Origin of the sequence: Variovorax sp. PDC80 (assembly GCF_900115375.1) — a bacterium.
In the GTDB taxonomy this organism is placed as follows: Bacteria; Pseudomonadota; Gammaproteobacteria; order Burkholderiales; family Burkholderiaceae_C; genus Variovorax.
Map to the genome: position 1 here is coordinate 138,656 of NZ_FOWG01000011.1, position 25,478 is coordinate 164,133.

Genomic DNA, 25,478 nt, shown 5'->3' on the forward strand with positions numbered 1-25,478 from the left:
GCGCGGCGCAGGCTCCTACGTTCTTGCAATCCAGAGGCTCGAGGGCGGTATCGCGACCTCGGCAACGTTCACGACCGAGGGCTCGGGGCCCGGGTCGATGGCGGGGTCGCTGGCGAGGACGCCATGCCAGGCGCCGGGCGGCAGGCGGAACGGCTGCGCCTGCGCGCCCGCGTTCACGAGCAGCAGCCAGGCCGGCGCTGCCTTCGGTGTCGCTGGGGTGGTGGTCGATGTCGGTGTCTCCTTGGCGGTGCCTGCCTCCAGGCTGCCGAACAGGATTGCAAGGGCCGTGCCGCCTTCCCAGTTCGGCGGCTGCATCGGTGCGCCGTCGGGCCGCAGCCAGCGGATGCCGGCCGTGCCCGGCGCGGGATCGGCCGGCCACCAGCGCGTGCTGCGCAGCACCGGTGCCGCGCGCCGCAGCGCGGCCAGCCGCGCCACGAAGGCGCTCAACTGCGCCGGCTCGCCGGCCGGGTCGGTGCTGCCGACCCAGTGCAGCCAGGTGGTCTCGTTGTCCTGGCAGTAGGCGTTGTTGTTGCCGTGTTGCGAGTGGCCGATCTCGTCGCCGGCCAGAAGCATCGGCGTGCCCTGCGACAGCATCAGCGCGGCCAGCAGCGCGCGCCGCAGCCGCAGCCGTTCGGCCCGCACCGCGGGATCGTCGCTCGGGCCTTCCACGCCGCAGTTGCGGCTCAGGTTGTGGCCATGGCCGTCGCGGTTGTTCTCGCCGTTGGCCTCGTTGTGGCGCGTGTCGTAGCTCAGCAGGTCGCGCAGCGTGAAGCCATCGTGCGCGGTCACGAAGTTCACGCTCGCGGCGGGCGAGCGCCCGTCGTGCGCGAACTGCGCGCTCGAGGCCGTGAAGCGGTGCGCGAAGTCGCCGAGGCCGGCGCGCCCCTCGCGGTCCTGGCGCAGCCAGAAGCCGCGCTGCGTGTCGCGGAAGCGGTCGTTCCATTCGAGCCAGCCCGGCGGGAATTCGCCGAGCCGGTAGCCGCCCGGCCCGATGTCCCAGGGCTCGGCGATCAGCAGCGTGCGCGACAGCAGCGGGTCCTGCGCGATGGCCGCGAAGAAGGGTGCGCGCGGATCGAAGCCCGTGGCCGTGGCGCGGCCCAGCACCGGCGCGAGGTCGAAGCGGAAGCCATCGACCCCCATTTCGCCGGCCCAGAAGCGCAGACTGTCCATCACGAGTTGCAGCACGCGCGGCTCGCCGAGGTTCAGGCAGTTGCCCGTGCCGGCCCAGTTCTCGTAGAGGGCGCGGTCGTCGGCGCGCAGGTGGTAGTAGAGGGCGTTGTCGATGCCGCGCAGCGACAGCGTGGGGCCGAGCTCGTCGCTCTCGGCGCTGTGGTTGTAGACCACGTCGATCACCAGTTCCATGCCGCGCGCATGCACCGCGTCGGCCAGCGCGCGGAACTCGCCGGCCGGCGTGGTGCCGGGGCGGCCGCTCCAGTAGCGCGCCTCGGGCGCGAACCAGCCGATGGTGTTGTAGCCCCAGTAGTTCGTGAGGCCCATCGCGAGCAGCCGTTCCTCGTCGGCGCGGTGCTGCACCGGCATCAGGCTCAGCGTGGTGACGCCCAGGCGCTGCAGGTGGTCGAGCACGGCCGGCTCGGCGAGGGCGGCGTAGCTGCCGCGCAAGGGGGCGGGGACCGCGGGGTGCAGCTTCGTGTGGCCGCGGACGTGGAGTTCGCAGATCACGCGGTCTGTGGGGGGGATGCGGGCGTGGCCTGGGTTCGGATGGGTTGGCGCGGGCACCACGCGGGCCTTGAGGGCGATGCTGGCGTTGTCCCGTGTGTCGCGCTGCGTCGGGTCGGCGGCGGTGTGGCCGTGGGAGAGGTCGCTGCCGTCGTAGCGTCCGACGATCTCGCGGGCGTAGGGGTCTAGCAGCAGCTTCGATGGGTTGAAGCGATGGCCCTCGCTCGGGGACCAGGGGCCGTGGACGCGGTAGGCGTAGACGAGGCCGGGGCGGGCGCTGGGGAGCTGGCCGTGCCAGATGCCGTCTGTGAACTCGGGGAGCTTGAGTCGCTGCTGTTCGTGGGTGCCTGTGGGGTCGAATAGGCAGAGTTCTACCTTCTCAGCGCTGGGTGCTACGAGCGCGAAGTTGACGCCTGTCTGGGTTGCTGTGGCGCCCAGGGGGTAGGGGGTTCCTGGGTTCAGCACGATGGTTGAGGCTTTCTCTTGCTGAGGCAGGAGCCGGGATTTCGCCCCGGCGGGCGAGTCACTTTCTTTTGCTTCGCCAAAAGAAAGTAACCAAAGAAAAGGCGACCCCGCTGTCTGCGACCCTTCGCTTCGCTACGGGCAACCTGCGGTGCTCGCGTTTCGCGGGGTCTCGCAGAACTCGCTTCGCTCAAACAGCTGCGAGCCCTTATCCGCGAAACGCTGCGCTCCTCGGCGCAGCCAGAGGGGGTGGGTCGGGCCGTCGCTGCGCTCGGCCACGAAGACCCAACGGGCCTTCGCTTTGCTCGGCCCCGGTGGAAGAAGACCCGGGGCCTTCGCACTCCCCCACCCCACACAAGGACGCGCCATGGCGCGTTGACCCTGATCCCCTCTGGCTGTGCCGAGGAGCGCAGGGGAAAGCGGGATAAGGGCCGCAGCTGTCTGAGCGGAACGAAGTGGAGCGAGTTCTGCGGACCCCCGCTTTCCCCGAGCACCGCAGGTTGCCCGCAGCGAAGCGGAGGGACACAGACAGTGGGGTCGCCTTTTCTTTGCCTACTTTCTTTTGGCGAAGCAAAAGAAAGTAGGTCCGCCGCCGGGCGGAATTCCCGGCTCCTGCCTCTGCAAGACAAACAACTCAAATTCAAGCCAACACCCACATCAAGGTAGCCAGGGGAGGCAAATCAACCACCACCGAATCCGCTTTCCCATGCCAAGCCAAAGCCTCACTGGCAACCACCCCATTCCCCACCCCACTCCCCCCATAAACAACCCCATCGGTATTGATGATCTCCCGATAGGACCCCGAACAAGGCACCCCCAACCGATACCCATGCCGAACCACAGGCGTGAAGTTGCAAACCGCCACGACAAACGCCCCATCCCGCCCCCGACGAACGAACGCGAACACCGACTGCGCCGTATCGTCATGCACGAGCCACTCGAACCCCGCCCCTTCATGGTCGAGCTCGTGCAACGCCGGATAGTGCCGATACACGTTGTTGAGATCCCGCACCAGCCGCCGAACCCCCTGGTGCGATGCATGCTCGAGCAGATGCCAGTCCAGGCTGCGGTCCGCATTCCACTCCGCCACCTGCGCGAACTCGCAGCCCATGAACAGCAGCTTCTTCCCCGGATAGGCCCAGAGGTAGCCGTACAGGTTGCGCAGCCCCGCGAACTTCTGCCACTCGTCGCCCGGCATGCGCGCGATCATCGAGCCCTTGCCGTGCACCACCTCGTCGTGCGAGAACGGCAGCACGAAGTTCTCGCTGTGCGCGTACATCAGCCCGAAGGTGATCTCGCGGTGGTGATGCGGCCGGTACAGCGGGTCCTTGCCCGCGTAGGCCAGGGTGTCGTTCATCCAGCCCATGTTCCACTTGTAGTGGAAGCCCAGCCCGCCGTCCTCGGGCGGGCGCGTCACGCCGGGGAAGCTGGTCGATTCCTCGGCGATCGTCACCGCGCCGGGGCGCTCGGTGCCCACCACGCGGTTCATGCGGCGCAGGAACTCGATCGCCTCGAGGTTCTCGCGCCCGCCCTGCGCGTTCGGCACCCACTCGCCGGGTCCGCGGCTGTAGTCGCGGTAGAGCATCGAGGCCACGGCGTCCACGCGCAGGCCGTCGATGCCGTAGCGCTCGAGCCAGTACAGCGCGTTGCCCACGAGGTAGTTGCGCACCTCCGTGCGCGACCAGTTGAAGATCAGCGTGTTCCAGTCGTTGTGGAAGCCCTCGCGCGGATCGGCGTACTCGTACAGCGCCGTGCCGTCGAAGCGGCCCAGGCCGTGCGCGTCGGTCGGGAAGTGCGCGGGCACCCAGTCGAGGATCACGCCGAGCCCGGCCGCATGGGCCGCGGCCACGAAGAAGCGGAAGTCGCTCGGGGTGCCGAAGCGCGAGGTCGGCGCATAGAGGCCGATCGGCTGGTAGCCCCAGGAGCCGTCGAACGGATGCTCGGTGATGGGCAGCAGTTCGATGTGCGTGAAGCCGAGGTCGCGCACGTAGGGCACCAGGGTGTCGGCGAGCTCGATGTAGTCCAGCCATTCGTGGCCGTTCTTGCGCCGCCACGAGCCCAGGTGCACCTCGTAGATGCTGATAGGCGCATCGCGCCCGTTGGCCTTGGCGCGGCCCGCGGGCATGGTGGCGACCGGCGGCAGCGGGCGCACCACGCAGGCGGTGTCGGGCCGCAGCCGCGACGAGAAGGCGAAGGGATCGGCCTTGCGCAGCAGCTCGCCCTGCGCCGACAGGATCTCGAACTCGTAGGCATCGCCCACCGCCACGTGCGGCGCGAAGACCTCCCACACGCCGCATTCGCGGCGCAGCCGCATCATGTGGCGCCGGCCGTCCCAGTTGTTGAAGTCGCCGACCACCGACACGCGGCGCGCATTCGGCGCCCAGACCGCGAAGGCCACGCCCTTGACGCCGTCCATCTCGCGCAGGTGCGCGCCCAGGCGCTCCCAGGGCCGCAGGTGCGTGCCCTCGGCCAGCAGCCAGATGTCGGTGTCGCCGAGCACGAAGGGAAAGCGGTAGGGGTCGTCGATGCGCGAGACGTGCGAGCCCCAGTCGACCTGGAACGCATAGCCCATGCGCGCCTCGGCCGCGGGCACCAGGCCCGCGAAGATGTCGGAGCCCTCGTGCCGCTCGAGCGTGGCCAGCGGCCAGCCGGTGCGCGCATGCAGCACCGTCACGCCCTGCGCGCCGGGCAGCAGGGCGCGCACCACCAGGCCGCGCGAGGTCTCGTGCGGGCCGAGCACGCCGAAGGGGTTGCCGTGCTCGGCGCGCATCAGCGCATGGACTTCGGCTTCGGGCAGTTGTGTCGGGGCCATGGGATCAGTCGGTGATCGGTTCGCCGAAGAAGGCACCGAAGGGCGCCAGCGCGAGCGTGCGCCCTTCGGGGCCGCCGAGCGTCGCGCTCGAAGCCAGCGGTGCATCGACCAGCGGCCGCAGCTCGTCGCGCAGCACGATCGACATCGGCGCCGCGCCGAGGTTGAACACGGCCTGCAGTGAATGCGCGCCCTCGCGCCGCTCGAACCACAGCACCGGTTCGGGCGCGTCGAAGAAAGCGATGGCTGCCGTGTGCAGCAGCGGCTGCGCGCGGCGCCAGTGCAGCATCGCGCGGCTGAAGGCCAGCATCGACTGTTCATCGCCTTCCTGGCGATCGACCGCCAGCGGCAGGTGCGCGGGCGACATCGGCAGCCACGGCGTGCCGGTGGTGAAGCCGCCCTGCGCGTCGTCGCCGCGCCAGGGCATCGGCGTGCGGCAGCCGTCGCGGCCCTTGAACTCGGGCCAGAAGGCGCGGCCGTAGGGGTCCTGCAGCAGCTCGAACGGCACCTCGGCCTCGGGCAGGCCCAGTTCCTCGCCCTGGTAGATGCCGGCGCTGCCGCGCAGCGACAGCAGCAGCGCGAGCCACAGCCGGTCGCGCCGCGCATCGGGCGCGCCGCCGTCGCTCCAGCGCGTGACCACGCGCGGCACGTCGTGGTTCGACACCGCCCAGCAGCCCCAGCCGCCGGTGGCCGCGAGCGCGCGGTCGAGCGCCTCGACCTGCTGGCGCAGGTGCTTCGCCGTGTGGTCGGCGGTCAGCAGGCTGAAGCTGTAGGCCAAGTGCAGGCGCCGGTCGCGCGCGGTGTACTGCGCCATCACGGGCGGCGCGTTCTCGTCGCCGACCTCGCCGAGCGCGACCGCGCCGTGGCGGTCGAGCAGGGCGCGCAGCCGCTCGAGGAACAGCAGGTTCTCGCCCTGGCTCTTGTCGTACAGGTGCTGCTGCATCGCATAGGGGTTGTCGGCGCGCACCGTGCTGACCTCGCCCACCGACTGCGCCGAGGCCGGCGGGTTGCTGCGCAGCAGGGCATCGTGGAACTGGTGGTTGCAGGCGTCGAAGCGGAAGCCGTCGACGCCGCGCTCGCACCAGAAGCCGACCTCGCCGAGCAGCGCGTCCTGCACCGCGGGGCAATGGAAGTTGAGATCGGGCTGCTCGGCCAGGAAGCTGTGCAGGTAGTACTGGCGGCGGCGCGAATCCCATTGCCAGGCCGGCCCGCCGAAGACCGAGAGCCAGTTGTTGGGCGGCGTGCCGTCGGGCTTGGGGTCGGCCCACACGTACCAGTCGGCCTTGGGGTTGTCGCGGCTCGCGCGGCTCTCGGCGAACCAGGCGTGCTGGTCGGAGGTGTGCGAGAGCACCTGGTCGATGATGAGCTTCAGGCCCAGTTCGTGCGCCCGCGCGAGCATGGCGTCGAAGTCGGCCAGGGTGCCGAACATCGGGTCGACCGCGCGGTAGTCGGCCACGTCGTAGCCGAAGTCCTTCATCGGCGAACGGAAGAAGGGCGAGACCCAGATCGCGTCGACCCCGAGCGAGGCCACGTGCGGCAGCCGCGCCGTGATGCCGGGCAGGTCGCCGATGCCATCGCCGTTGCTGTCCATGAAACTGCGCGGATAGATCTGATAGATCACCGCGCCGCGCCACCAGTCATCGCTCTTGCTGCCGTTGCTGCTGCTGCCCATGCTGTCCCTTGGTCTGAAATCATTGTGGCATGCGAAATCCGGGCCAGCGGTACGCTCGTGCGCGCTCCGCGACTCTCTACACTGCACGCCCTCCATGACAGAGACGATTCCCCACGCCACCGCGGGTTCCCCGCCTCCCGCTTCCGATGCCGAAGGACTGCCCGCGCTCGAGCGCCGGCTCGCGCGCGACCTCGACATCCTGGGCTGGCGCGCCCGCGCCTGGATGCCGGCCTGCGAACACGAGGGCGAGGCGGTGCTCGACGTGGCCATCGTCGGCGGCGGGCAGGCCGGGCTGGCCGCGGCGGCCGCGCTGGCCCACCAGGGCATCCGTGCCGTGGTGTTCGATCGCGCGCCCGAGGGTTTCGAAGGGCCCTGGGCCACCACCGCACGCATGGAGACGCTGCGCTCGCCGAAGGAACTCACCGGCCCGGCGCTGGGGCTCGCGGCGCTGAGCTTCCGCGCCTGGTTCGAGGCCCAGCACGGCAGCACCGCCTGGGCCGCGCTCGACAAGATCCCGCGGCTGCAATGGATGGACTACCTGCGCTGGTACCGGCGCGTGATGGCGCTCGAGGTGCGCAACGACTGCGCGGTCACGGCGATCGTGCCCGAGGCCGGCGGCGCGCTGGTGCGGCTGGACCTGCGCACGCCGGCCGGCGCGCGGCGCGTGTTCGCGCGCCGCGTGGTGCTGGCCACCGGGCGCGACGGCCTCGGCGGCCCGGCGGTGCCGGATTTCGTCGCCGGCCTGCCGCGCGAGCGCTGGGCGCATTCGTCCGACGCCATGGACTACGGCCGGCTCGCCGGGCTGCGCGTGGGCGTGATCGGCGCAGGCTCCTCGGCCATGGACAGCGCCGCCACCGCGCTGGAGGCCGGCGCCCACAGCGTCGAGCTGCTGATCCGCCGCCTCGACCTGCCGCGCGTCAACAAGGGCAAGGGCGCCGGGGTGCCGGGCCTGACCCAGGGGCACTACGACCTGCCCGACGCGCACAAGTGGCGCGTGCGCCACTACATCAACCGGCTCAACGTGCCGCCGCCGCACGGCAGCACCTTGCGCGTGTCGCGCTTCGCCAACGCCTTTTTCAACTTCGGCTGCCCGGTCGAGGCGGTGGCGCTGGCCGGCGACGGCACGATCTGCGTGGCAACGCCGCGCGCGGATTTCGAGTTCGACTTCCTGATCGTCTCGACCGGCTTCAAGGTCGACTGGGCCGCGCGCCCCGAGTTCGCCGCCATCGCGCCCCATGTGCGGACCTGGAAGGAACGCTACCTGCCCGCGCCCGGCGAGGAGGACCAGGAACTGGCCGATTCGCCCGACCTCGGCCCGGTGTTCGAGTTCAAGGAACGGGTGGCGGACGCGTGCCCGGGGCTGGCGCGCATCCACTGCTTCTGCTATCCGGCCGCGCTCTCGCACGGCACGGTCTCGGGCGACATCCCGGCCATCAGCGATGGCGCCAAGCGGCTGGCCGCGGGCATCGCGGGGCTGTTCTACCGCGAGGACTTCGAGCGGCATTTCGCGAACATCGAGGCCTATGCCGAGCCCGAGCTGTACGGCGACGAATGGACGCCCGCGCCACTGCCCGACCGGCGGCCGGCACCCAAAGCCGGCTGAATGGCCCGGCCCGGCGGGAGCCCGGCGGCCGGGGCGCGATAATCCGCCTTCCCGGCCGCCCCGCGCCGGGCTCCTGCCGAAGCCCCGTCATGAACCCCAGCTACAAACCCAGCGACGTCGAGTCCGCTGCCCAGGCGCAATGGAGCGCCGCCGATGCCTACCGCGTGACCGAGGACGCGAGCCGCAAGAAGTACTACGCCTGCTCGATGCTGCCGTACCCCAGCGGCAAGCTGCACATGGGCCACGTGCGCAACTACACGATCAACGACATGCTCACGCGCTACCTGCGCATGAGCGGCTACAACGTGCTGATGCCCATGGGCTGGGACGCCTTCGGCCTGCCGGCCGAGAACGCGGCGCTGAAGAACGGCGTGCCGCCGGCCAAGTGGACCTACGAGAACATCGCCTACATGAAGGGCCAGCTCCAGGCCATGGGCCTGGCGATCGACTGGAGCCGTGAGATCGCCACCTGCGATCCGAGCTACTACAAGTGGAACCAGTGGCTGTTCCTGAAGATGCTCGAGAAGGGCATTGCCTACCGCAAGACCCAGGTCGTGAACTGGGACCCGGTCGACCAGACCGTGCTGGCCAACGAGCAGGTGATCGACGGCAAGGGCTGGCGCACCGGCGCCACGGTCGAGCGCCGCGAGATCCCGGGCTACTACCTGAAGATCAGCGACTACGCCGAGGAACTGCTCGAGCACACCCAGCACAAGCTGCCGGGCTGGCCCGAGCGCGTCAAGCTGATGCAGGAGAACTGGATCGGCAAGAGCGAGGGCGTGCGCTTCGCCTTCACCCATGACATCCAGGGCGCCGACGGCCAGCCGATCCAGGACGGCCGCATGTACGTGTTCACCACGCGCGCCGACACCATCATGGGCGTGACCTTCTGCGCCGTCGCGCCCGAGCATCCGCTGGCCGCGCATGCCGCCACGCTCGATCCCAAGGTCGCGGCCTTCATCGAGGAATGCAAGAGCGGCGGCACCACCGAGGCCGAGCTCGCCACGCAGGAGAAGAAGGGCGTGCCCACGGGCCTGACCGTGACGCACCCGATCACCGAGGAGCAGGTACCGGTGTGGGTCGGCAACTACGTGCTGATCGGCTACGGCGACGGCGCCGTGATGGGCGTGCCCGCGCACGACGAGCGCGACTTCGCCTTCGCCAACAAGTACGGCATCGAGATCATCCAGGTGGTGCTGGTCGACGACGAGCCGCACTTCGACTATCACAAGTGGCAGGACTGGTACGGCGACAAGCAGCGCGGCGTGACCATCAACTCCGACAACTTCAGCGGCATGTCGTACAAGGAGGCCGTGGCCGCCGTGGCGCATGCGCTGGGCCAGAAGGGCCTGGGCGAACTGCAGACCACCTGGCGCCTGCGCGACTGGGGCGTGAGCCGCCAGCGCTACTGGGGCACGCCGATCCCGATCATCCATTGCGAGGAGCACGGCGCGGTGCCGGTGCCCGAGAAGGACCTGCCGGTGGTGCTGCCCACCGACTGCGTGCCCGACGGTTCCGGCAATCCGCTGAACAAGCACGAAGGCTTCCACGCCGGCGTGGTGTGCCCGGTGTGCGGCAAGGCCGCGCGGCGCGAGACCGACACGATGGACACCTTCGTCGACTCGTCGTGGTACTTCATGCGCTACTGCGATCCGAAGAACGACCAGGCGATGGTGGCCGAGGGCGCCGACTACTGGATGCCGATGGACCAGTACATCGGCGGCATCGAGCACGCCATTCTTCACCTGCTGTATGCGCGCTTCTGGACCAAGGTGATGCGCGACCTCGGCCTGGTGAAGGCCGACGAGCCCTTCAGCAAGCTGCTGACCCAGGGCATGGTGCTCAACCAGATCTTCTACGCGCGCAACGAGAAGGGCGGCAAGGACTACTTCCCGCCCTCGGAAGTCACGCCGGAGCTCGACGCGCAGGGCCGCATCGTCGGCGGCACCGCGGCCGACGGCACCAAGGTCGAGTACGGCGGCGTCGGCAAGATGGGCAAGAGCGAGCGCAACGGCGTCGACCCGCAGGACCTGATCGAGAAGTACGGCGCCGACACCGCGCGCCTGTATACCATGTTCACGGCGCCGCCCGAAGCCACGCTCGAGTGGAACGACGCGGCCGTCGAGGGCAGCTACCGCTTCCTGCGCCGCGTGTGGAATTTCGGCGCGGCGCAGTCGGGGCTCGCGGCCGCCGCGGGCGGCAAGCCGGCCTACGGCAAGCCGGCCCAGGCGCTGCGCCGCGAGGTGCACACCGTGCTGCGCCAGGTCGACTACGACTACCAGCGCATGCAATACAACACCGTGGTGTCGGGCGCGATGAAGCTGCTCAACGCGCTCGAGGGCTTCAAGCCCGACGGCAGCGCGGGCGACGCGGCCGCGCTGCACGAAGGCTTCGGCATCCTGCTGCGCTGCCTCTATCCCGCCACGCCGCACATCGCCCAGCAGCTGTGGACCGAGCTCGGCTACGACCGGACGCTCGGCGCCCTGCTCGACGCGCCGTGGCCCACGGTCGACGTCGATGCGCTGGCGCAGGACGAGATCGAGCTGATGCTGCAGGTCAACGGCAAGCTGCGCGGCAAGCTGCTGGTGCCGGCCGGCGCCTCCAAGGACGAGATCGAGAAGCTCGCGCTGGCCTGCGAGGACTTCACCACCTTCGCGCCGGGCGCGAGCGCCAAGCGCGTGATCGTGGTGCCGGGCCGCCTGGTCAACGTGGTCATTTGAACAAGCCAAGCATGAACATCCGCACTGTCTCGCTGCCGCGCCGCGGCTTCCTCCTGGGCCTGGCGGCCGGCGGCGCCTCGCTGGGCCTGGCCGGTTGCGGCTTCGAGCTGCGCAAGCCGCCGGTCTTCGCCTTCAAGTCGATCGCGGTCTCGGGCAACTCGGCGCTGGTCAACCAGATCCGCCGCAACCTGCGCGCGGCGGGCACGGTGACCTTGCTGCCGGGCGACGACAAGAGCGCCGAGGCGGTGCTCGACATCCTCGGCGAGGACCGCGAGCGACTGGTGGTGTCGACCAACTCGGTCGGCCTGCTGCGCGAGATCCAGCTCGTGCTCAAGGTGCGCTTCCGGCTGCACGCGCAGGGCGGCAAGGACCTGCTGGCGGCCACCGAGCTCATGCAGACGCGCGACCTGACCTTCAACGAGACCAATGCGCTGGCCAAGGAAGGCGAGGCCGACCTGCTGTTCCGCGACATGCAGGTCGACATCGCGCAGCAGCTGGTGCGCCGCCTCGGGGCGGTGAAGACGCTGTGACCGGCCGCTGACGCGATGCAGCTTGCCAGCGCCCAGCTTTCGGCCCACCTGCAGAAGGGGCTGAAGCCGCTCTATACGATCCACGGCGACGAGCCGCTGCTCGCGCAGGAGGCGGCCGACGCCATCCGCGTGGCGGCGCGCGCGCAGGGCTACACCGAGCGCAGCTCGTACACCGTGGCCGGCGCGCACTTCGACTGGAGCGCGGTGCTCGCGGCCGGCGGATCGCTCTCGCTGTTCGCCGACAAGCAGATGGTCGAGATCCGCATCCCCTCGGGCAAGCCCGGCAAGGACGGCAGCGCCGCGCTGCAGCAGATCGCCGAGGGCGCGGCTGCGAACGACAGCACGCTCACGCTGGTGATGCTGCCGCGGCTGGACAAGGCCACGCGCACCGGCGCCTGGTTCTCGGCGCTCGAGAACAACGGCGCCAGCATCCAGGTCGACCCGATCGAGCGCGCCGCGCTGCCGCAGTGGATCGCCCAGCGCCTCGCGCTGCAGGGCCAGCGCGTGAAGCCCGGCGACGAGGGCCAGCGCACGCTGCAGTTCTTCGCCGACCGCGTCGAGGGCAACCTGCTCGCGGCGCACCAGGAGATCCAGAAGCTCGCGCTGCTGCATCCGGGCGGCGAACTCGGCTGGGAAGAGGTCGAGGGCGCGGTCAACAATGTCGCGCGCTACGACGTCTTCAAGCTGTCCGAGGCCGTGCTCGGCGGCAACCCGCAGCGCGTGGCGCGCATGCTCGACGGCCTGCAGGCCGAGGGCGAGGCCGAGGTGCTGGTGCACTACACGCTGGCCGAGGACATCCGCGCGCTCAAGCGCGTGAAGGACGCCATGGCGGCCGGCCGGCCGCTGCCGATGGCGCTGCGCGAGAACCGCATCTGGGGCCCGCGCGAGCGCGCCTTCGAGCGCGTGCTGCCGCGGCTGGACGACCGCATGCTGGCGCGGCTGCTGCGCGCGGCGCACCTGGTCGACGGCATCGTCAAGGGCCTGAAGCAGCCCGACTGGCCGGCCAGCGGCTGGCAGGCGCTGCAGCGGCTGGCGCTGATGCTGTGCCGGGCCTGCGGCAACGGTGGCGCCGCCGCACCGCGCCGCGCCTGAATTCCCGGCGTCAGCCGCCCGCAGGGTTGGCGTGGGAAAATGCCGCCCATGAACGCGTTCAATGTCAGCGAACACATGCAGACCCTGGGTCTGCAGGCAAAAACGGCCGCCGCCCTCATGGCGCGAGCGGATGCAGCTACCAAAAACGTAGCGTTGAAGGCGCTGGCCCGGCGCCTGCGCGAAGCCGGCGCGGTGCTCGCCACGGCCAACCAGAAGGACCTCGAGCGCGCCACGGCCGCCGGCCTGTCGGCCCCGATGGTCGATCGCCTGAAGCTCGGGCCCAAGGTGATCGAGACCGTCGCCCTCGGCTGCGAGCAGCTCGCGGGCATGGCCGACGTGATCGGCGAGATCATCGGCATGAAGCAACAGCCCAGCGGCATCCGCGTCGGCCAGATGCGCGTGCCGATCGGCGTCTTCGGCATGATCTACGAGAGCCGTCCCAACGTGACCATCGAGGCCGCGAGCCTGGCGATCAAGTCGGGCAACGCCGCCATCCTGCGCGGCGGCTCGGAGGCCATCGAATCGAACAAGGCGCTGGCGCTCTTGGTGTCCGAGGCGCTGGCCGAGGCCGGCCTGCCGGTGGAGGCGGTGCAGCTGGTGCAGACCACCGACCGCGAGGCCGTCGGCCAGCTGATCGCGATGCCGCAGTTCGTCGACGTGATCATTCCGCGCGGCGGCAAGGGCCTGATCGAGCGCATCAGCCGCGACGCCAAGGTGCCGGTCATCAAGCACCTGGACGGCAACTGCCACGTCTACGTCGACGACACGGCCGAGTTCGGCATGGCGCTGCGCATCGTCGACAACGCCAAGACCCAGAAGTACAGCCCCTGCAACGCCGCCGAAGGCCTGCTGGTGGCCGCCTCGGTGGCCGAGGACTTCCTGCCGAAGATCGGCGCCATCTTCGCCGCCAAGGGCGTCGAGATGCGCTGCGATCCGGCCGCTGCCCAGATCCTGCGCGCCGATGGTGCTATCGATCCGGGAGCAAGGGTGGTGGACGCGGTCGAATCCGACTGGTCCGAGGAATACCTGGCCGCGGTGATCAGCATCAAGGTGGTGGCGGGCCTCGAGGAGGCCATCGCGCACATCAACCACTACTCGAGCCACCACACCGACGCGATCGTCACGCGCGACCACGTGAATGCCCAGCGTTTCCTGCGCGAGGTCGATTCGGCCAGCGTCATGGTCAATGCGAGCACACGCTTCGCCGATGGTTTCGAGTTCGGCCTGGGGGCCGAAATTGGCATCAGCACCGACAAGTTCCACGCCCGCGGACCGGTGGGCATCGAAGGGCTGACCTCGCTCAAGTACGTGGTGCTGGGGCAGGGCGAAGTCCGGACCTGAGGGGGCGCGACGGGCGCCGTTGGGTGCTCTTCGCGTCGGTGGTGCGTGTGGATTCCACGTAGGCCGTGGTGCTTGTCATCGGGGGGCGCGTCCCCAAATCTTAGGGTCTGTCATCCATCCAACGCCCTCGCGCTGGCCCCGCCATGCGGTGGATACGCGAAGGACGGCGCAGCCCATGGCCACCCATGGGCAAGCCGGCCGACAAAGTAGCCGCCGTATGGCGGGGCCAGCCCGGAGGGAAGCCCTGTTGCGCGGTGCATTGCGGCGTTGCCCTTCGCTTGCGTAGTGCGCTACGCGGCGCTCAGGGCGCCTTGCACTGCCCCGCGCAACAGGGCTTCGCGAGGGCGTTGGATGGATGACAGACCCTAAAATCCCGCATACCTTTAAGTAGAAAACAAAGAAGGCCGCCGCATGGTTCCGCATCTCGTCACAGCCCTGACCGGCCCGATCAACGAACTGGAGCAGCGGGTGCTCGACTCGATGCCCGCCATCGAGCGCTGGTTCCGGCTCGAATGGATGGAGCACACGCCGCCGTTCTACAGCGCGGTCGACATCCGCAACGCGGGCTTCAAGCTGGCGCCGGTCGACACCAATCTCTTTCCCGGCGGCTGGAACAACCTCACCAAGGAAATGCTGCCGCTGGCGGTGCAGGCCGCGCAGGCCGCGATCGAGAAGATCTGTCCCGAGGCGCGCAACCTGCTGGTGATTCCCGAGAACAACGCCAAGAACAGCACCTTCTACCTGGCCAACGTGGCGCAGATGGTGCGGATCTTCCACATGGCCGGGCTCAACGTGCGCGTGGGCTCGATCGATCCGGCGATCAAGTCGCCCAAGAAGATCGAGCTGCCGCACGGCGACACCGTCACGCTCGAGCCGGTGGTGCGCACCAAGCGCCGCCTGGGCCTGAAGAACTTCGATCCCTGCACCATCCTGCTGAACAACTCGCTCTCGGCGGGCACGCCGGGCATCCTCGAGGACCTGCACGAGCAGTACCTGCTGCCGCCGCTGCACGCGGGCTGGTCGGTGCGCCGCAAGAGCAACCACCTGCACAGCTACGAGGAACTGTCCAAGCGCTTCGGCAAGCTGCTGGGCATCGATCCCTGGCTCATCAACCCGATCTACGCGCGCGCCGACGGCGTCGACCTGGCCGAGGGCCGCGGCCTCGACGTGCTGACCAGCCACGTCGACGCGGTGCTGACCAAGGTGCGCCGCAAGTACAAGGAATACGGCATCAACGAGAAACCCTTCGTGGTGGTCAAGGGCCAGAGTGGCGCCGAGGGCCCGCGCGTGCTGACGGTGCGCGACGCCAAGGAGGTCGAGGGCCTGGCGGGCAAGGTGCGCGCCGCGGCGGCCCGGCCGGCCGGTGCCCGCGAGCCCGGCGAGATCATCGTGCAGGAAGGCGTGCTGACCAACGAGCGCGTGCACAACGGCGTGGCCGAGCCCGTGGTCTACATGATGGACCGCTACGTGGTCGGCGGCTTCTACCGCGTGCATGCCGACAGCGCGCCCGACGAGAACCTCAAGCTGCCCGGCGCGAGCTTCGTGCCGCTGGCCTTCTCCGAGAGCGCGCACCTGCCGCAGCCCGGTGCCAAGCCCGGCGCCAGCGCGCCCAACCGCTTCTACATGTACGGCGTGGTCGGCCGGCTCGCGATGGTCGCCGCCAGCTACGAGATGGAAGCCACCGACCCGGACGCCGAAGTCTACGAATGACCCCCACCGCGCGCCGTGTTTGCGGCCCGCGCGGGTGACGGCAGAATAGCGGCCCCACAGCAACGGAAATCAAAGGGCGGCGAGGGCGAGGATCGAGGCGCGGCGGATGCCACCGTCCGCCGATGCGCGCCCCCTGGCATACCTGATGCGTCGTCATCGCGAGCCGCCGGCCCTTTTCCCATCGACCTCGTGTCAGCCCCCAAATCCCTCTCCGCCGGCCTGATCGTCGGCGCCATCGGCGTCGTCTATGGCGACATCGGCACCAGCGTGCTGTATGCCGTCAAGGAAGTCTTCGGCCACGGCCACGTTCCCTTCACCGTCGAGAACGTCTACGGCATCCTCTCGATGTTCGTCTGGACGCTCACCACCATCGTCTCGCTCAAGTACGTGGTGCTCGTGCTGCGTGCCGACAACGAGGGCGAGGGCGGCCTGGTCGCGATGCTGGCGCTGGCCTCGCGCGCCGTGGCCGACAAGCCGCGGCTGCGCCACCTGCTGCTGGTGATCGGCATCTTCGGCACCTCGCTGTTCTACGGCGACGGGGTCATCACGCCGGCGATCTCGGTGCTCTCGGCGGTAGAGGGCCTGGAGGTGGTGTCGCCGCACTTCAAGCACTACGTGATCCCGATCACCCTGGTGGTGCTGTTCTGCCTGTTCGCGGTGCAGAAGCACGGCACCGCGGGCATCGGCCGCTTCTTCGGGCCGATCACGGTGGTGTGGTTCCTCGCGCTGGCGGTGCTCGGCGTGTGGCACATCGTCGACCACCCCGAGATCCTGAAGGCCCTGAGCCCGTTCTACGCGCTCAAGTTCATCTGGGACAACCCCGGCACCAGCTTCATCCTGCTGGGCGCCATCGTGCTGTGCGTGACCGGCGCCGAGGCGCTGTACGCCGACCTCGGCCACTTCGGCAAGGCCCCGATCCGCATCGCCTGGTTCACCGTGGTGATGCCGGCGCTGATCCTCAACTACTTCGGCCAGGGCGCGCTGCTGCTGGCCAACCCCGAGGCGGTGAAGAACCCGTTCTTCATGATGGCGCCGGAGTGGGCGCTGATCCCGCTGGTGCTGCTGGCCACCGCTTCCACGGTGATCGCCTCGCAGGCCCTGATCACCGGCGCCTTCAGCGTCACGCGCCAGGTGATCCAGCTCGGCTACCTGCCGCGCCTGAACATCGAGCACACCAGCGTGCGCACGGCCGGCCAGATCTACATCCCGCTGGTCAACTGGGGCCTGTTCGTGGCGATCGTGCTGGCGGTGGTCATGTTCCGCTCCTCGAGCAGCCTGGCCGCGGCCTACGGCATCGCCGTGACCACCGACATGCTGATCACCACGGTGCTGACCTTCTTCGTGATCCGCTACGCCTGGAAGCTGCCGCTGGCGCTGTGCATCGCCTCGACCGCGGCCTTCTTCTTCATCGACTTCATGTTCTTCGCGTCGAACCTGCTCAAGCTGCCCGAGGGCGGCTGGTTCCCGCTGGTGATCGGCGGCGCGGTGTTCGTGCTCATGATCACCTGGAAGGAAGGGCGCCGCCTCATGGGCGAGGTGCAGCGCTCCGACGCGATCGAGCTGAAGGCCTTCCTCGATTCGGTGTTCGAGAACCCGCCGGTGCGCGTGGACGGCACCGCCGTGTTCCTCACGGCCGAGCCCGGCGTGGTGCCCAATGCGCTGCTGCACAACCTCAAGCACAACAAGGTGCTGCACGAGCAGAACCTGTTCGTCACCGTGCGCAACCACGAGGTGCCGTGGATCCCGATGGACAAGCGCATCGAGATCGAGCCGCTGGGCCGCCATTGCTGGCAGGTGATCGTGCACTACGGCTTCAAGAACGACATCGACCTGCCGCGCGCGCTCGACAACGCGCGCCTGCGCGGCTGCCAGCTCGAGCCGATGCTGACCAGCTACTTCCTTTCGCGCGACGTCGTGATCCCCACGCTGGGCAGCGGCATGGCGCCCTGGCGCGAGAAGCTGTTCGCGCAGATGCACCACAACGCGAGCGGCGCGGCGGCCTTCCTGGGGCTGCCGAACAACGCGGTGGTGGAGCTGGGCTCGAAGATCGAGATCTGAGGCCGGCCCGCGCGCCTCAGCGGAAGTCGTCCGGCCGTTCCTGCGCGAGCCGTGCCATGTGCGCCGCGATCGCGCCGGGCGTGGTGAACCAGATCTCGCCGCGGTCGCGCGCGAGCGCCAGCTGCGTCAACACGCCGCGCAGATGGCGCAGCCGGTAGGGCTGGCCCACGATGTAGGGATGCAGCGCGAGGCCCATCACCAGCGGCTGGGCGCGCGACTGCAGCAGCATCTCCTCGAAGTTGTCGCGCACCATCGCGCAGAAGTCCTTCGCGTCCATCAGCCGGCCCACGATCATCGGGATGTCGTTGAGCTCCTGCGGATAGGGCACCGACCAGATCGCGCCGCCGCCGCGCGTGCGCATGCGCACCGGCTGGTCGTCGTGGCACCAGTTGAGCGTGTAGCCGTAGCCGGTCTCGGCCAGCAGGTCGGGCGTCAACGGGCTCTCGGAGATCCACGGCGACAGCCAGCCCGCGGGCGCCTGCCCGCTCTCGCGCGCCATGCGTTCGCGGCAGCGCACCAGCAGCGCGCGCTCGTGGTCTTCGCCGAGCGCGCCCTGGCGCTCGGCATTGCTGTGGCCATGGCCGATCAGCTCGTCGCCGCGCGCCACCACCGCCTGCACCAGTTCCGGGCAGTGGTCGTACAGGGCCGTGTTGACCAGCGCGCCCGTGGGCAGCGCGAGCGCGTCGAACAGCTCGAGGCAGCGCCAGGCGCCCACGCGGTTGCCGTACTCGCGCCAGCCGTGGTTGAGCACGTCGGGCTGCGGCGAGGCCGGGCCGAGGCAGGCGCCCAGCCCGTCGCCGAAGGCGAAGTGCTCGAGGTTGAAGCCGAGGTAGACCGCGAGCCGCGCGCCGTTGGGCCAGCGGTAGTCGGGCCGGCGCGTGATCGGCCGGTAGTCGAAGCGGTCGTGCGAGGGCAGCAGTTCGGGCCAGCGTGTCGTCATGCCCATGCCGCCTGCAAGCCTCGTGCCCGATGGTCGACATATCGATAGAAAATTGTTGACCATCGCTCGGCCAGCGCGGGCCGGCGCGGGCGGCCCGGCACAATCGCGCGATGCGTTTCTTCAAGGACCTGAGCCTTTCCGCCTTCACCGCCGGCTTCGTCGCCGTGCTCGTCGGTTTCACGAGTTCGGTGGCCATCGTGTTCCAGGCCGCGCAGGCCTTCGGTGCCACGCCCGAGATGGTGGCCTCGTGGATGTGGGCGCTGGGCATCGGCATGGGGCTGGCCTCGGTGCTGCCCTCGCTGTGGTGGCGCAAGCCCGTGATGATCGCCTGGAGCACGCCCGGCGCCGCGGTGCTGGCGGTGGCCGGCGCGGGCCATGGCATGGGCGAGGCGGTCGGCGCCTTCGTCGTCTGCGCGCTGCTGATCGTGCTGGCCGGCGCCACCGGCTGGTTCGAGCGCGTGATGAACCGGATCCCGATGGCCATCGCCTCGGCGCTGCTGGCCGGCGTGCTCGCGCGCTTCGGCCTCGCGGCCTTCACCGCGGCGCAGACCGCGCTGCCGCTGGTGCTGCTGATGCTGGCCACCTACCTCGTGGGCAAGCGCTGGCTGCCGCGCTACGCGGTGCCGCTCACGCTGCTGGTGGCGATCGCCTTCGCGGCCGCGCGTGGCGAACTCGCCTGGTCGGCGGTGCATGTCTCGCTGACCTGGCCGGTGTTCGTCATGCCGGTGTTCCACTGGCAGGCGATCGTGAGCCTGGCGCTGCCGCTGTTCGTCGTCACCATGGCCTCGCAGAACCTGCCGGGCGTGGCGGCGATCCGCGCCGCCGGCTATGGCGAGCTGCCGGTCAGCAAGCTCATCACGATCAGCGGCCTGACCACGCTGGTGCTCGCGCCCTTCGGCGCCTTCGCGCTCAACCTCAGCGCCATCACTGCCGCGATCTGCATGGGCCGCGAAGCCCACGAGGACCCGGCGCGGCGCTATACCGCGGCCGTGAGCTGCGGCGCGATCTACGTCGTGATCGGCCTGTTCGGCGCGGCCGTGACCGGGCTGCTCACGGCCTTCCCGAAGGAGCTGGTGGCGGCCATCGCGGGGCTCGCGCTGCTCGGCACCATCGGCGGCGGACTGGCGGCCGCGGTGCGCGACGAGCCGCACCGCGAGGCCGCGCTGATCACCTTCCTGGTCACGCTCTCGGGCGTGACCATCGCCGGCATCGGCTCGGCCTTCTGGGGCGTGGTGGCGGGCGCGTTCGCGCTCGCGGTGCAGCGGCTGGGCAACCGGCCGGGCCCGCCAAAAGCCCCGGCCGGCCAGGGCCTCGCCGCTTCCGGCAACATCGCGACCGACAGCAGCAACATGGCGGCCCCGCCGGGCGCCGGAAAGACCTCCTGATGAAAAACATCCTCTTCGTGGCCGACCCGCTCGATCACTTCAAGATCTACAAGGACACCACCTTCTCGATGATGCGCGAGGCCCAGCGCCGCGGCCACCGCATCGCGGCCTGCCTGCCGCAGGACCTGCAGTGGGTGTCGGGCGGCAAGGTCACGGCCACGGTGCGCCAGGTCACGCTGACCGGCGACCCCAAGGACTGGTACGCCGTCGACATCGTCGAGAGCAAGGCGCTGGCCGATTTCGACGCCGTGCTGATGCGCAAGGACCCGCCCTTCGACGCCGAGTACATCTACGCCACCCACCTGCTCGAGCAGGCCGAGCGCGAGGGCGCGCGCGTGGTGAACAAGCCGCGCGCGCTGCGCGACCACCCCGAGAAGCTCGCGATCATGGAGTTTCCGCAGTTCACCGCGCCCACGCTGGTCACGCGCAGCGCGCAGGCGGTGCGCGACTTCCATGCGCAGCACGGCGACATCATCCTCAAGCCGCTCGACGGCATGGGCGGCATGGGCATCTTCCGCGTGAAGCAGGACGCGCTGAATCTCGGCTCCATCGTCGAGACGCTCAACAAGGACGGCGCCGAGACCATCATGGTGCAGCGCTTCGTGCCCGACGTGGTCGAGGGCGACAAGCGCATCCTGATCATCGCGGGCGAGCCCGCGCCCTTCGTGCTGGCGCGCATCCCGCAGGGCACCGAGGTGCGCGGCAACCTCGCGGCCGGCGGCAAGGGCGTGGCCCAGCCGCTCACGCCGCGCAACCGCGAGATCGCCGAGATCGTGGGCCGCGCGCTCGCGCCGCGCGGGCTGCTGCTGATCGGCCTCGACGTGATCGGCGACTCGGTGACCGAGATCAACGTGACCAGCCCGACCTGCTTCCAGGAGATCACGGAGCAGACCGGCTTCGACGTGCCGGCGATGTTCGTCGATGCGCTGGAGGCGCATCTGAAGCAGGCGGCCTGAAGGCCATGAAAAAAGCGCACGGGGCGATCGTCGCCCCGTGCGCTTTTTTTTCGATCCCGGGGAAGCCGGGATCGCCGATCAGAAGTCGACCGTGGCCGACAGGCTGAAGGTGCGCGGGTTGCTCAGCACCAGGTAGCCCGAGCCCGGATAGCCGCCCACCGAAGCCCAGTAGTTGCGGTCGGCCACGTTCTCGATGCGCGCGCGCAGCGTCAGCAGCTTGCCGTTGCCGACCTCGGTGACGTAGCGCGCACCCACGTCCAGGCGCGTCCAGCCGGGCACGCGCAGCGTGTTGATCGCATCCGCGTAGCTCGAGCCGCTGGTCACGACGCGGCCGTTGAGCGACAGCCCCTGCACGCCCGGCACGTCCCATTCGACGCCGATGCTGCCCTGCGCCTTCGGCACGCCGATCACGCGCTTGCCATCGGTGGTGAGGCTGCCCGTTTCCTTCTGCTTGGCGTCGAGCCAGGTCACGCCGCCGAGCACGCGCAGGCCCTTGGTCGCCTCGCCGAAGACGTTGAGCTCGACACCGCGGTGGCGGTCCTCGCCGCCGGCCTGGAACGAGCCGTTGGCCACGAAGGCGCGCGGCTTCGCGGTGCTGAACAGCGCCAGGCTGCCGCCGATGCGGCCGGCGTCGTACTTGACGCCGATTTCCTTCTGCTTCGACACGTAGGGACGCAGCGACTGGCCGGCGTTGAGCACCGGCTGGCCGTTCGATTGCGCGGGGGCGCTCTCGCCGGGCGACAGGCCTTCGATGTAGTTCGCGTAGACCGACAGGTCCTCGCGCGCCTTGAACACGATGCCGGCCACCGGGCTGGTGCGGCTCTGGTCGTACGAGGTGACGGTGCCGCCGGCCGAGGTCAGTTTGCCGCCGCTCACGATCTGGTAGCTGATGTCGCTGGTCTCGATCGACTGGCGGCGCACGCCGAGCGTGACGAGCAGGCGGTCGTCCAGGAAGGACATCGTGTCGCCGATCGCCACGCTCTTGAGCGTGATGGTGCCGTTCAGGCGCGGACTCGCGAGGTTGTTGCCCAGGTAGGTGAGCTGCGTCGGCAGGTAGCCGCGCGGGTAGTAGATGTTGCTGCTGAGCGTGCCGCCGGTGCCCAGGCCCAGGCCGTAGGCGTTCTTCTTGTCGAGGTCGAAGTAGGAGTAGCCCAGCACCCACTCGTGGCCCACGCTGCCGGTGCGCGCCTTGCCGCGGATGCCGAGCTCGGCGGTCTTGACCTTGTCCTCGCGCGTGTTGTCGAAGCGGCTGGTGGTGAAGGCGCCGGTCAGGCCGTTGGACACCGTCGGGCCCGCGAGCGAGTTGTTCTCGTAGCTGCTGCGCGCGCCGGCCGCGGCCCAGGCCGTGATGTTCGGCGTGATGTCGTATTCGCCGCGCACCGAGCCGAAGGTGTCGCGCTCGTAGGAATAGGTCCAGGGCTGGGCGAAGTTGGTGTCGTTGTCGGGCGCCTTGGGCACCACGGTGACGGCGCTGCCGAGCGTGACGTTGGGGCGCGTGTTGCGCAGGCGGTGCTCCTGGTGGCCGATGTCGGCCGAGATGCGCGCGTCGCGGCTGCGCCAGTCGAGACCGACCGCCAGCGCGTCGAGCTTGACGCCTTCGCCGTTCACCGCCGTGCCGCCGTCGCGGTGGACGGCATTCAGGCGCACGCCCACGCTGTCGTCGGGACCGAAGCGGCGCGCGATGTCGGTCGCGGCATAGGACTGCGAGCCGCTCGCGGTGCCGAGCGTGAACTGAGTGAGCGCTTCGTTCGGCGCGCGCTTGGGCAACAGGTTGATGGTGCCGCCGATGCCGCCGCCCGTGGGCGCCGCGCCGTTGAGGAAGGCGCTCGCGCCGCGGAACACTTCCACGCGCTCGAACAGCTCGGAGGCGATGTACTGGCGCGGCAGCAGGCCGTACAGGCCGTTGTAGGCGATGTCGTCGGAATTGACGATGAAGCCGCGGATGAAATAGGACTCCTGGAAGTTGCCGAAGCCGCGCGCCACGCGCACCGAGGGATCGTTCTGCAACACGTCGGCCACGCTGCGGGCCTGCTGGTTCTGGATCAGCTCGTTGGTGTAGTTGTTGCTCGAGAACGGCGTTTCCATCATGTCCCGGGTGCCCAGGATGCCGGCGCGGCCGCCGCGCGCCACCTGGCCGCCGGCGTAGGGCTTGGCCAGGCCTTCGGCCGATGCATCGGCGCTGGCTTCGACGGTGATGGTGCCCAGCGCGGCGCCAGGGGCGGTGGGAGCGGTCGCGGCAGCCGGTGCCGGCGCGGCGCTCTGCGCCGAGGCCGTCAGGGCATGGAGGGCGAGCAGCGTCGCGGCGACGGTCGGGCGGAGGCTGGCGCGGAGAAGGGCGGAGGAGGCGGGCATGGACGGTTCGTTTTCACGCAAATGAGAACCGTTATTGTTAACGGACTCCGTCCAGCCGCCGATACTTTCTTGCAGTGTTGCAAAAATGTGTCAGAAAAAACGTTTCATTCGAGGGGTCTTCGGCCACGAGTCAGCAAGCTCGCTGCAGGCAGGCAGGCTGCCCTGGCCGATCCTTCAATGCCCCGAGCGCCGCCCGTCCACGAACACGTGCAGCTCGCCTGGCTCGAACGCGGTCCATTCCTCGTTGGTGGTCAGCGGCGCCGTCACCACCACGGCGACGCGGTCGTTGGGCGTGGTGTGCTGGGCGAAGTCGATCTCGAGGTCCTCGTCCGACAGCTGCGCGGTCACGAAGGGATGGCGCCGTTCCACGTACCAGAGGTGCGTGGAGGCATGGGCCCACAGCGCCTGGCCGTTGGAGAGCATGAAGTTGAAGGTGCCGTGCCGCGCGAGCTGGGGCGCGAGTTCGCGCAAGGTGAGCGTGAGCTCCTCGACGCTCGGCACGCCCGCATGCGACTTCGCGAGCTCCTGCATCAGCCAGCAGAAGGCGTGCTCGCTGTCGGTGTTGCCCACCGGGTGGAAGTTGCCGTGCAGCCGCGGGCGGAAGTCCTTCAGGTCGCCGTTGTGCGCGAACACCCAGTAGCGGCCCCACAGCTCGCGCACGAAGGGGTGGCAGTTCTGCAGGTTGACCTCGCCCTGGGTGGCCTTGCGGATGTGGGCGATGACGTTGCGGCTCTGGATCGGGTAGCGCCGGATCAGCTCGGCCACCGGCGACTCGCAGGCCGGCTGGTGGTCGACGAAATGGCGCAGGCCGCGGTCCTCGAAGAAGGCGATGCCCCAGCCATCGGCGTGGTGGTCGGTGCGGCCACCGCGCTGCGCGAACCCCGTGAAGCTGAAGGTCACGTCGGTCGGCGTGTTGCAGTTCATCCCTAGCAATTGACACATGGGGGCCATTAGACACCGCCCCCGCTTACCCGAGCGCCCGGGTTTGCTTCCGCGTCAGCGCAGGAAGCGGCCTTCCTTGGTCACGCGGACCATCTCGATGAAGCGCGAGCCGGTGTTGCTGGCGCCGGTGAAGTCGAGCTCCATGCCGGCGATGCGCAGCTTCATCGCCTTGAGCGCCGCATGCAGCCGCGCGCGCGTGAGGTCGCGCCCGGCGCGGCGCAACGACTCGATCATCACCAGCGCGTTCACGTAGCCCTCGAAGCTCAGGTAGCCGATGTCGACCTTGGCGCGCTCGGCGAGCTGGCGGTAGTCGCGCGCCACCGGCTCGACCTCGCTCCAGGGATAGGGCACCACCTGCGAGATCGCCAGCCCGCTGGTCTTGTCGCCCACCAGCTTGGCCGTGACGTCGCCCGGCACGATCGACATGCCGTAGAACATCTGGCGCCCGCCCGCGTCCCAGGCGCTCTTCATCACCTCGCCGCCGATGGCGCCGCCCAGGTACATGATCACCGCCTGCGCCTTGCTGTCGGCCAGCGCCTTGCCCATGGCGGCGTTGGTCGAGCCGTCGCCCTTGACCGCCACCGCCGCCACCGGCTTGAGCTGGTGCGCCGCGAGCGCGGCCTCGACCAGCTTCGTGACCTCGGCGCCGCCCGGGTTGTCGAGGCAGGCCGAGGCGATGCGCGTCACGCCGATGGTCGTGAGGTGCTGCACCAGCGCCTGCGCCTCGCGCGCGAAGGTGGCGCGCACGAAGTAGCCCGAGCCCATGACCTTCTCGCGCGCCGAATCCGACACCGCGTAGCCCGCGACCATCGGCGCGCCGCTTTGCGACAGCACCTTGGCCGCGGCCGCGGTGGTGGCCGAGCCGACGCAGCCGAAGAAGGCGAACGCGCGGTGCTCGCCGAGCAGCTTCTCGTAGTTGGCCACCGCCTTCTCGGGCGAGAGCTCGTCGTCGAGCGACACCAGCCGGATCTTGCGGCCCGAGACGCCGCCCTGCGCGTTGACGGCGTCGAAGGCCAGCCCGGCGCCGGCCATCACCACCTTGATCGGCGCGCCCAGCGGGCCGCTGAGGATGCCGGTGTGGCCGAGCACCACCTCGGTGTCCGTGACCCCGTTCTCGGCCGCGCGGGCCACGGAAAAAAGGCCAAGGCTGGCCGCGGCCGCCGAGGCAGCCATGAAGTTCCGACGATGCATGGGAGAAAACCGTCCAATCGATACAACTGATAACAATT

At 69.6% G+C, this 25,478-nt stretch carries 15 protein-coding genes and 1 pseudogene; 9 read left to right on the forward strand and 7 right to left on the reverse strand.

Going from position 1 to position 25,478, the window contains the following annotated elements; translation table 11 throughout:
* Positions 1-15: 15 nt before the first annotated feature.
* The 3 genes from glgX to BM109_RS28675 all read right to left on the reverse strand — a co-directional run bounded on the left by glgX (position 16) and on the right by BM109_RS28675 (position 6,620).
* On the reverse strand, positions 16-2,142 hold the full coding sequence (gene glgX, locus BM109_RS28655) for a glycogen debranching protein GlgX (protein WP_093350515.1): 2,127 nt from the start codon (positions 2,140-2,142) through the stop codon (positions 16-18).
* 637 nt (positions 2,143-2,779) lie between these two features.
* Complete coding sequence (gene glgB, locus BM109_RS28670) at positions 2,780-4,951, reverse strand: 1,4-alpha-glucan branching protein GlgB (RefSeq protein ID WP_093350518.1); 2,172 nt, start codon at positions 4,949-4,951, stop codon at positions 2,780-2,782.
* A 4-nt stretch (positions 4,952-4,955) separates the two neighbouring features.
* Positions 4,956-6,620 (reverse strand): alpha-amylase family glycosyl hydrolase, encoded by a 1,665-nt coding sequence (locus tag BM109_RS28675; protein ID WP_093350521.1) that lies wholly within the window; start codon positions 6,618-6,620, stop codon positions 4,956-4,958.
* 94 nt (positions 6,621-6,714) lie between these two features.
* Between BM109_RS28675 and BM109_RS28680 the strand changes: the two genes are divergently transcribed.
* From BM109_RS28680 to BM109_RS28710, 7 genes are all read left to right on the forward strand, one after another.
* Positions 6,715-8,223 carry a flavin-containing monooxygenase gene (locus tag BM109_RS28680; RefSeq protein WP_093350524.1) on the forward strand — a complete coding sequence of 503 codons (1,509 nt, stop codon included), beginning with the start codon at positions 6,715-6,717 and terminating at the stop codon, positions 8,221-8,223.
* A gap of 89 nt (positions 8,224-8,312) precedes the next feature.
* Entirely contained in the window at positions 8,313-10,943 is a 2,631-nt protein-coding gene (gene leuS, locus BM109_RS28685; protein WP_093350527.1) for a leucine--tRNA ligase, read from the forward strand.
* Between the two features lie 11 nt (positions 10,944-10,954).
* Entirely contained in the window at positions 10,955-11,473 is a 519-nt protein-coding gene (gene lptE, locus BM109_RS28690; protein WP_093350530.1) for an LPS-assembly lipoprotein LptE, read from the forward strand.
* A gap of 15 nt (positions 11,474-11,488) precedes the next feature.
* Complete coding sequence (gene holA, locus BM109_RS28695; protein ID WP_093350533.1) at positions 11,489-12,565, forward strand: DNA polymerase III subunit delta; 1,077 nt, start codon at positions 11,489-11,491, stop codon at positions 12,563-12,565.
* A gap of 48 nt (positions 12,566-12,613) precedes the next feature.
* Positions 12,614-13,906: a glutamate-5-semialdehyde dehydrogenase gene (locus BM109_RS28700; protein WP_093350536.1), complete on the forward strand. Its 1,293-nt coding sequence runs from the start codon at positions 12,614-12,616 to the stop codon at positions 13,904-13,906.
* Between the two features lie 411 nt (positions 13,907-14,317).
* Complete coding sequence (gene gshA, locus BM109_RS28705; RefSeq protein WP_093350539.1) at positions 14,318-15,616, forward strand: glutamate--cysteine ligase; 1,299 nt, start codon at positions 14,318-14,320, stop codon at positions 15,614-15,616.
* A 189-nt stretch (positions 15,617-15,805) separates the two neighbouring features.
* Positions 15,806-17,674 (forward strand): potassium transporter Kup, encoded by a 1,869-nt coding sequence (locus tag BM109_RS28710; RefSeq protein ID WP_093350542.1) that lies wholly within the window; start codon positions 15,806-15,808, stop codon positions 17,672-17,674.
* Between the two features lie 16 nt (positions 17,675-17,690).
* Here BM109_RS28710 and BM109_RS28715 read toward each other — a convergent pair whose 3' ends face one another.
* On the reverse strand, positions 17,691-18,614 hold the full coding sequence (locus tag BM109_RS28715) for a polysaccharide deacetylase family protein (protein WP_093350941.1): 924 nt from the start codon (positions 18,612-18,614) through the stop codon (positions 17,691-17,693).
* Between the two features lie 107 nt (positions 18,615-18,721).
* On the opposite strand from BM109_RS28715, the pseudogene BM109_RS28720 reads away from it, so the two are divergent.
* Together BM109_RS28720 and gshB are read left to right on the forward strand one after the other, a co-directional pair.
* Positions 18,722-19,999 (forward strand): annotated as a pseudogene (locus BM109_RS28720) (benzoate/H(+) symporter BenE family transporter); the annotation flags it as partial.
* Positions 19,999-20,955, forward strand: coding sequence for a glutathione synthase (gshB, locus tag BM109_RS28725; protein ID WP_093350548.1), 957 nt, complete (start codon positions 19,999-20,001; stop codon positions 20,953-20,955). The pseudogene BM109_RS28720 and the gene gshB, both read left to right, overlap by 1 nt.
* A 78-nt stretch (positions 20,956-21,033) precedes the next feature.
* Here the strand turns inward: gshB and BM109_RS28730 are convergent, their stop codons facing one another.
* From BM109_RS28730 to BM109_RS28740, 3 genes are all read right to left on the reverse strand, one after another.
* Positions 21,034-23,307: a TonB-dependent receptor gene (locus BM109_RS28730; RefSeq protein WP_093350551.1), complete on the reverse strand. Its 2,274-nt coding sequence runs from the start codon at positions 23,305-23,307 to the stop codon at positions 21,034-21,036.
* Between the two features lie 174 nt (positions 23,308-23,481).
* Positions 23,482-24,249, reverse strand: coding sequence for a class II glutamine amidotransferase (locus BM109_RS28735; RefSeq protein WP_093350553.1), 768 nt, complete (start codon positions 24,247-24,249; stop codon positions 23,482-23,484).
* Positions 24,250-24,303: 54 nt separating this feature from the next.
* On the reverse strand, positions 24,304-25,440 hold the full coding sequence (locus tag BM109_RS28740; RefSeq protein ID WP_093350556.1) for an ABC transporter substrate-binding protein: 1,137 nt from the start codon (positions 25,438-25,440) through the stop codon (positions 24,304-24,306).
* Positions 25,441-25,478: the final 38 nt, after the last annotated feature.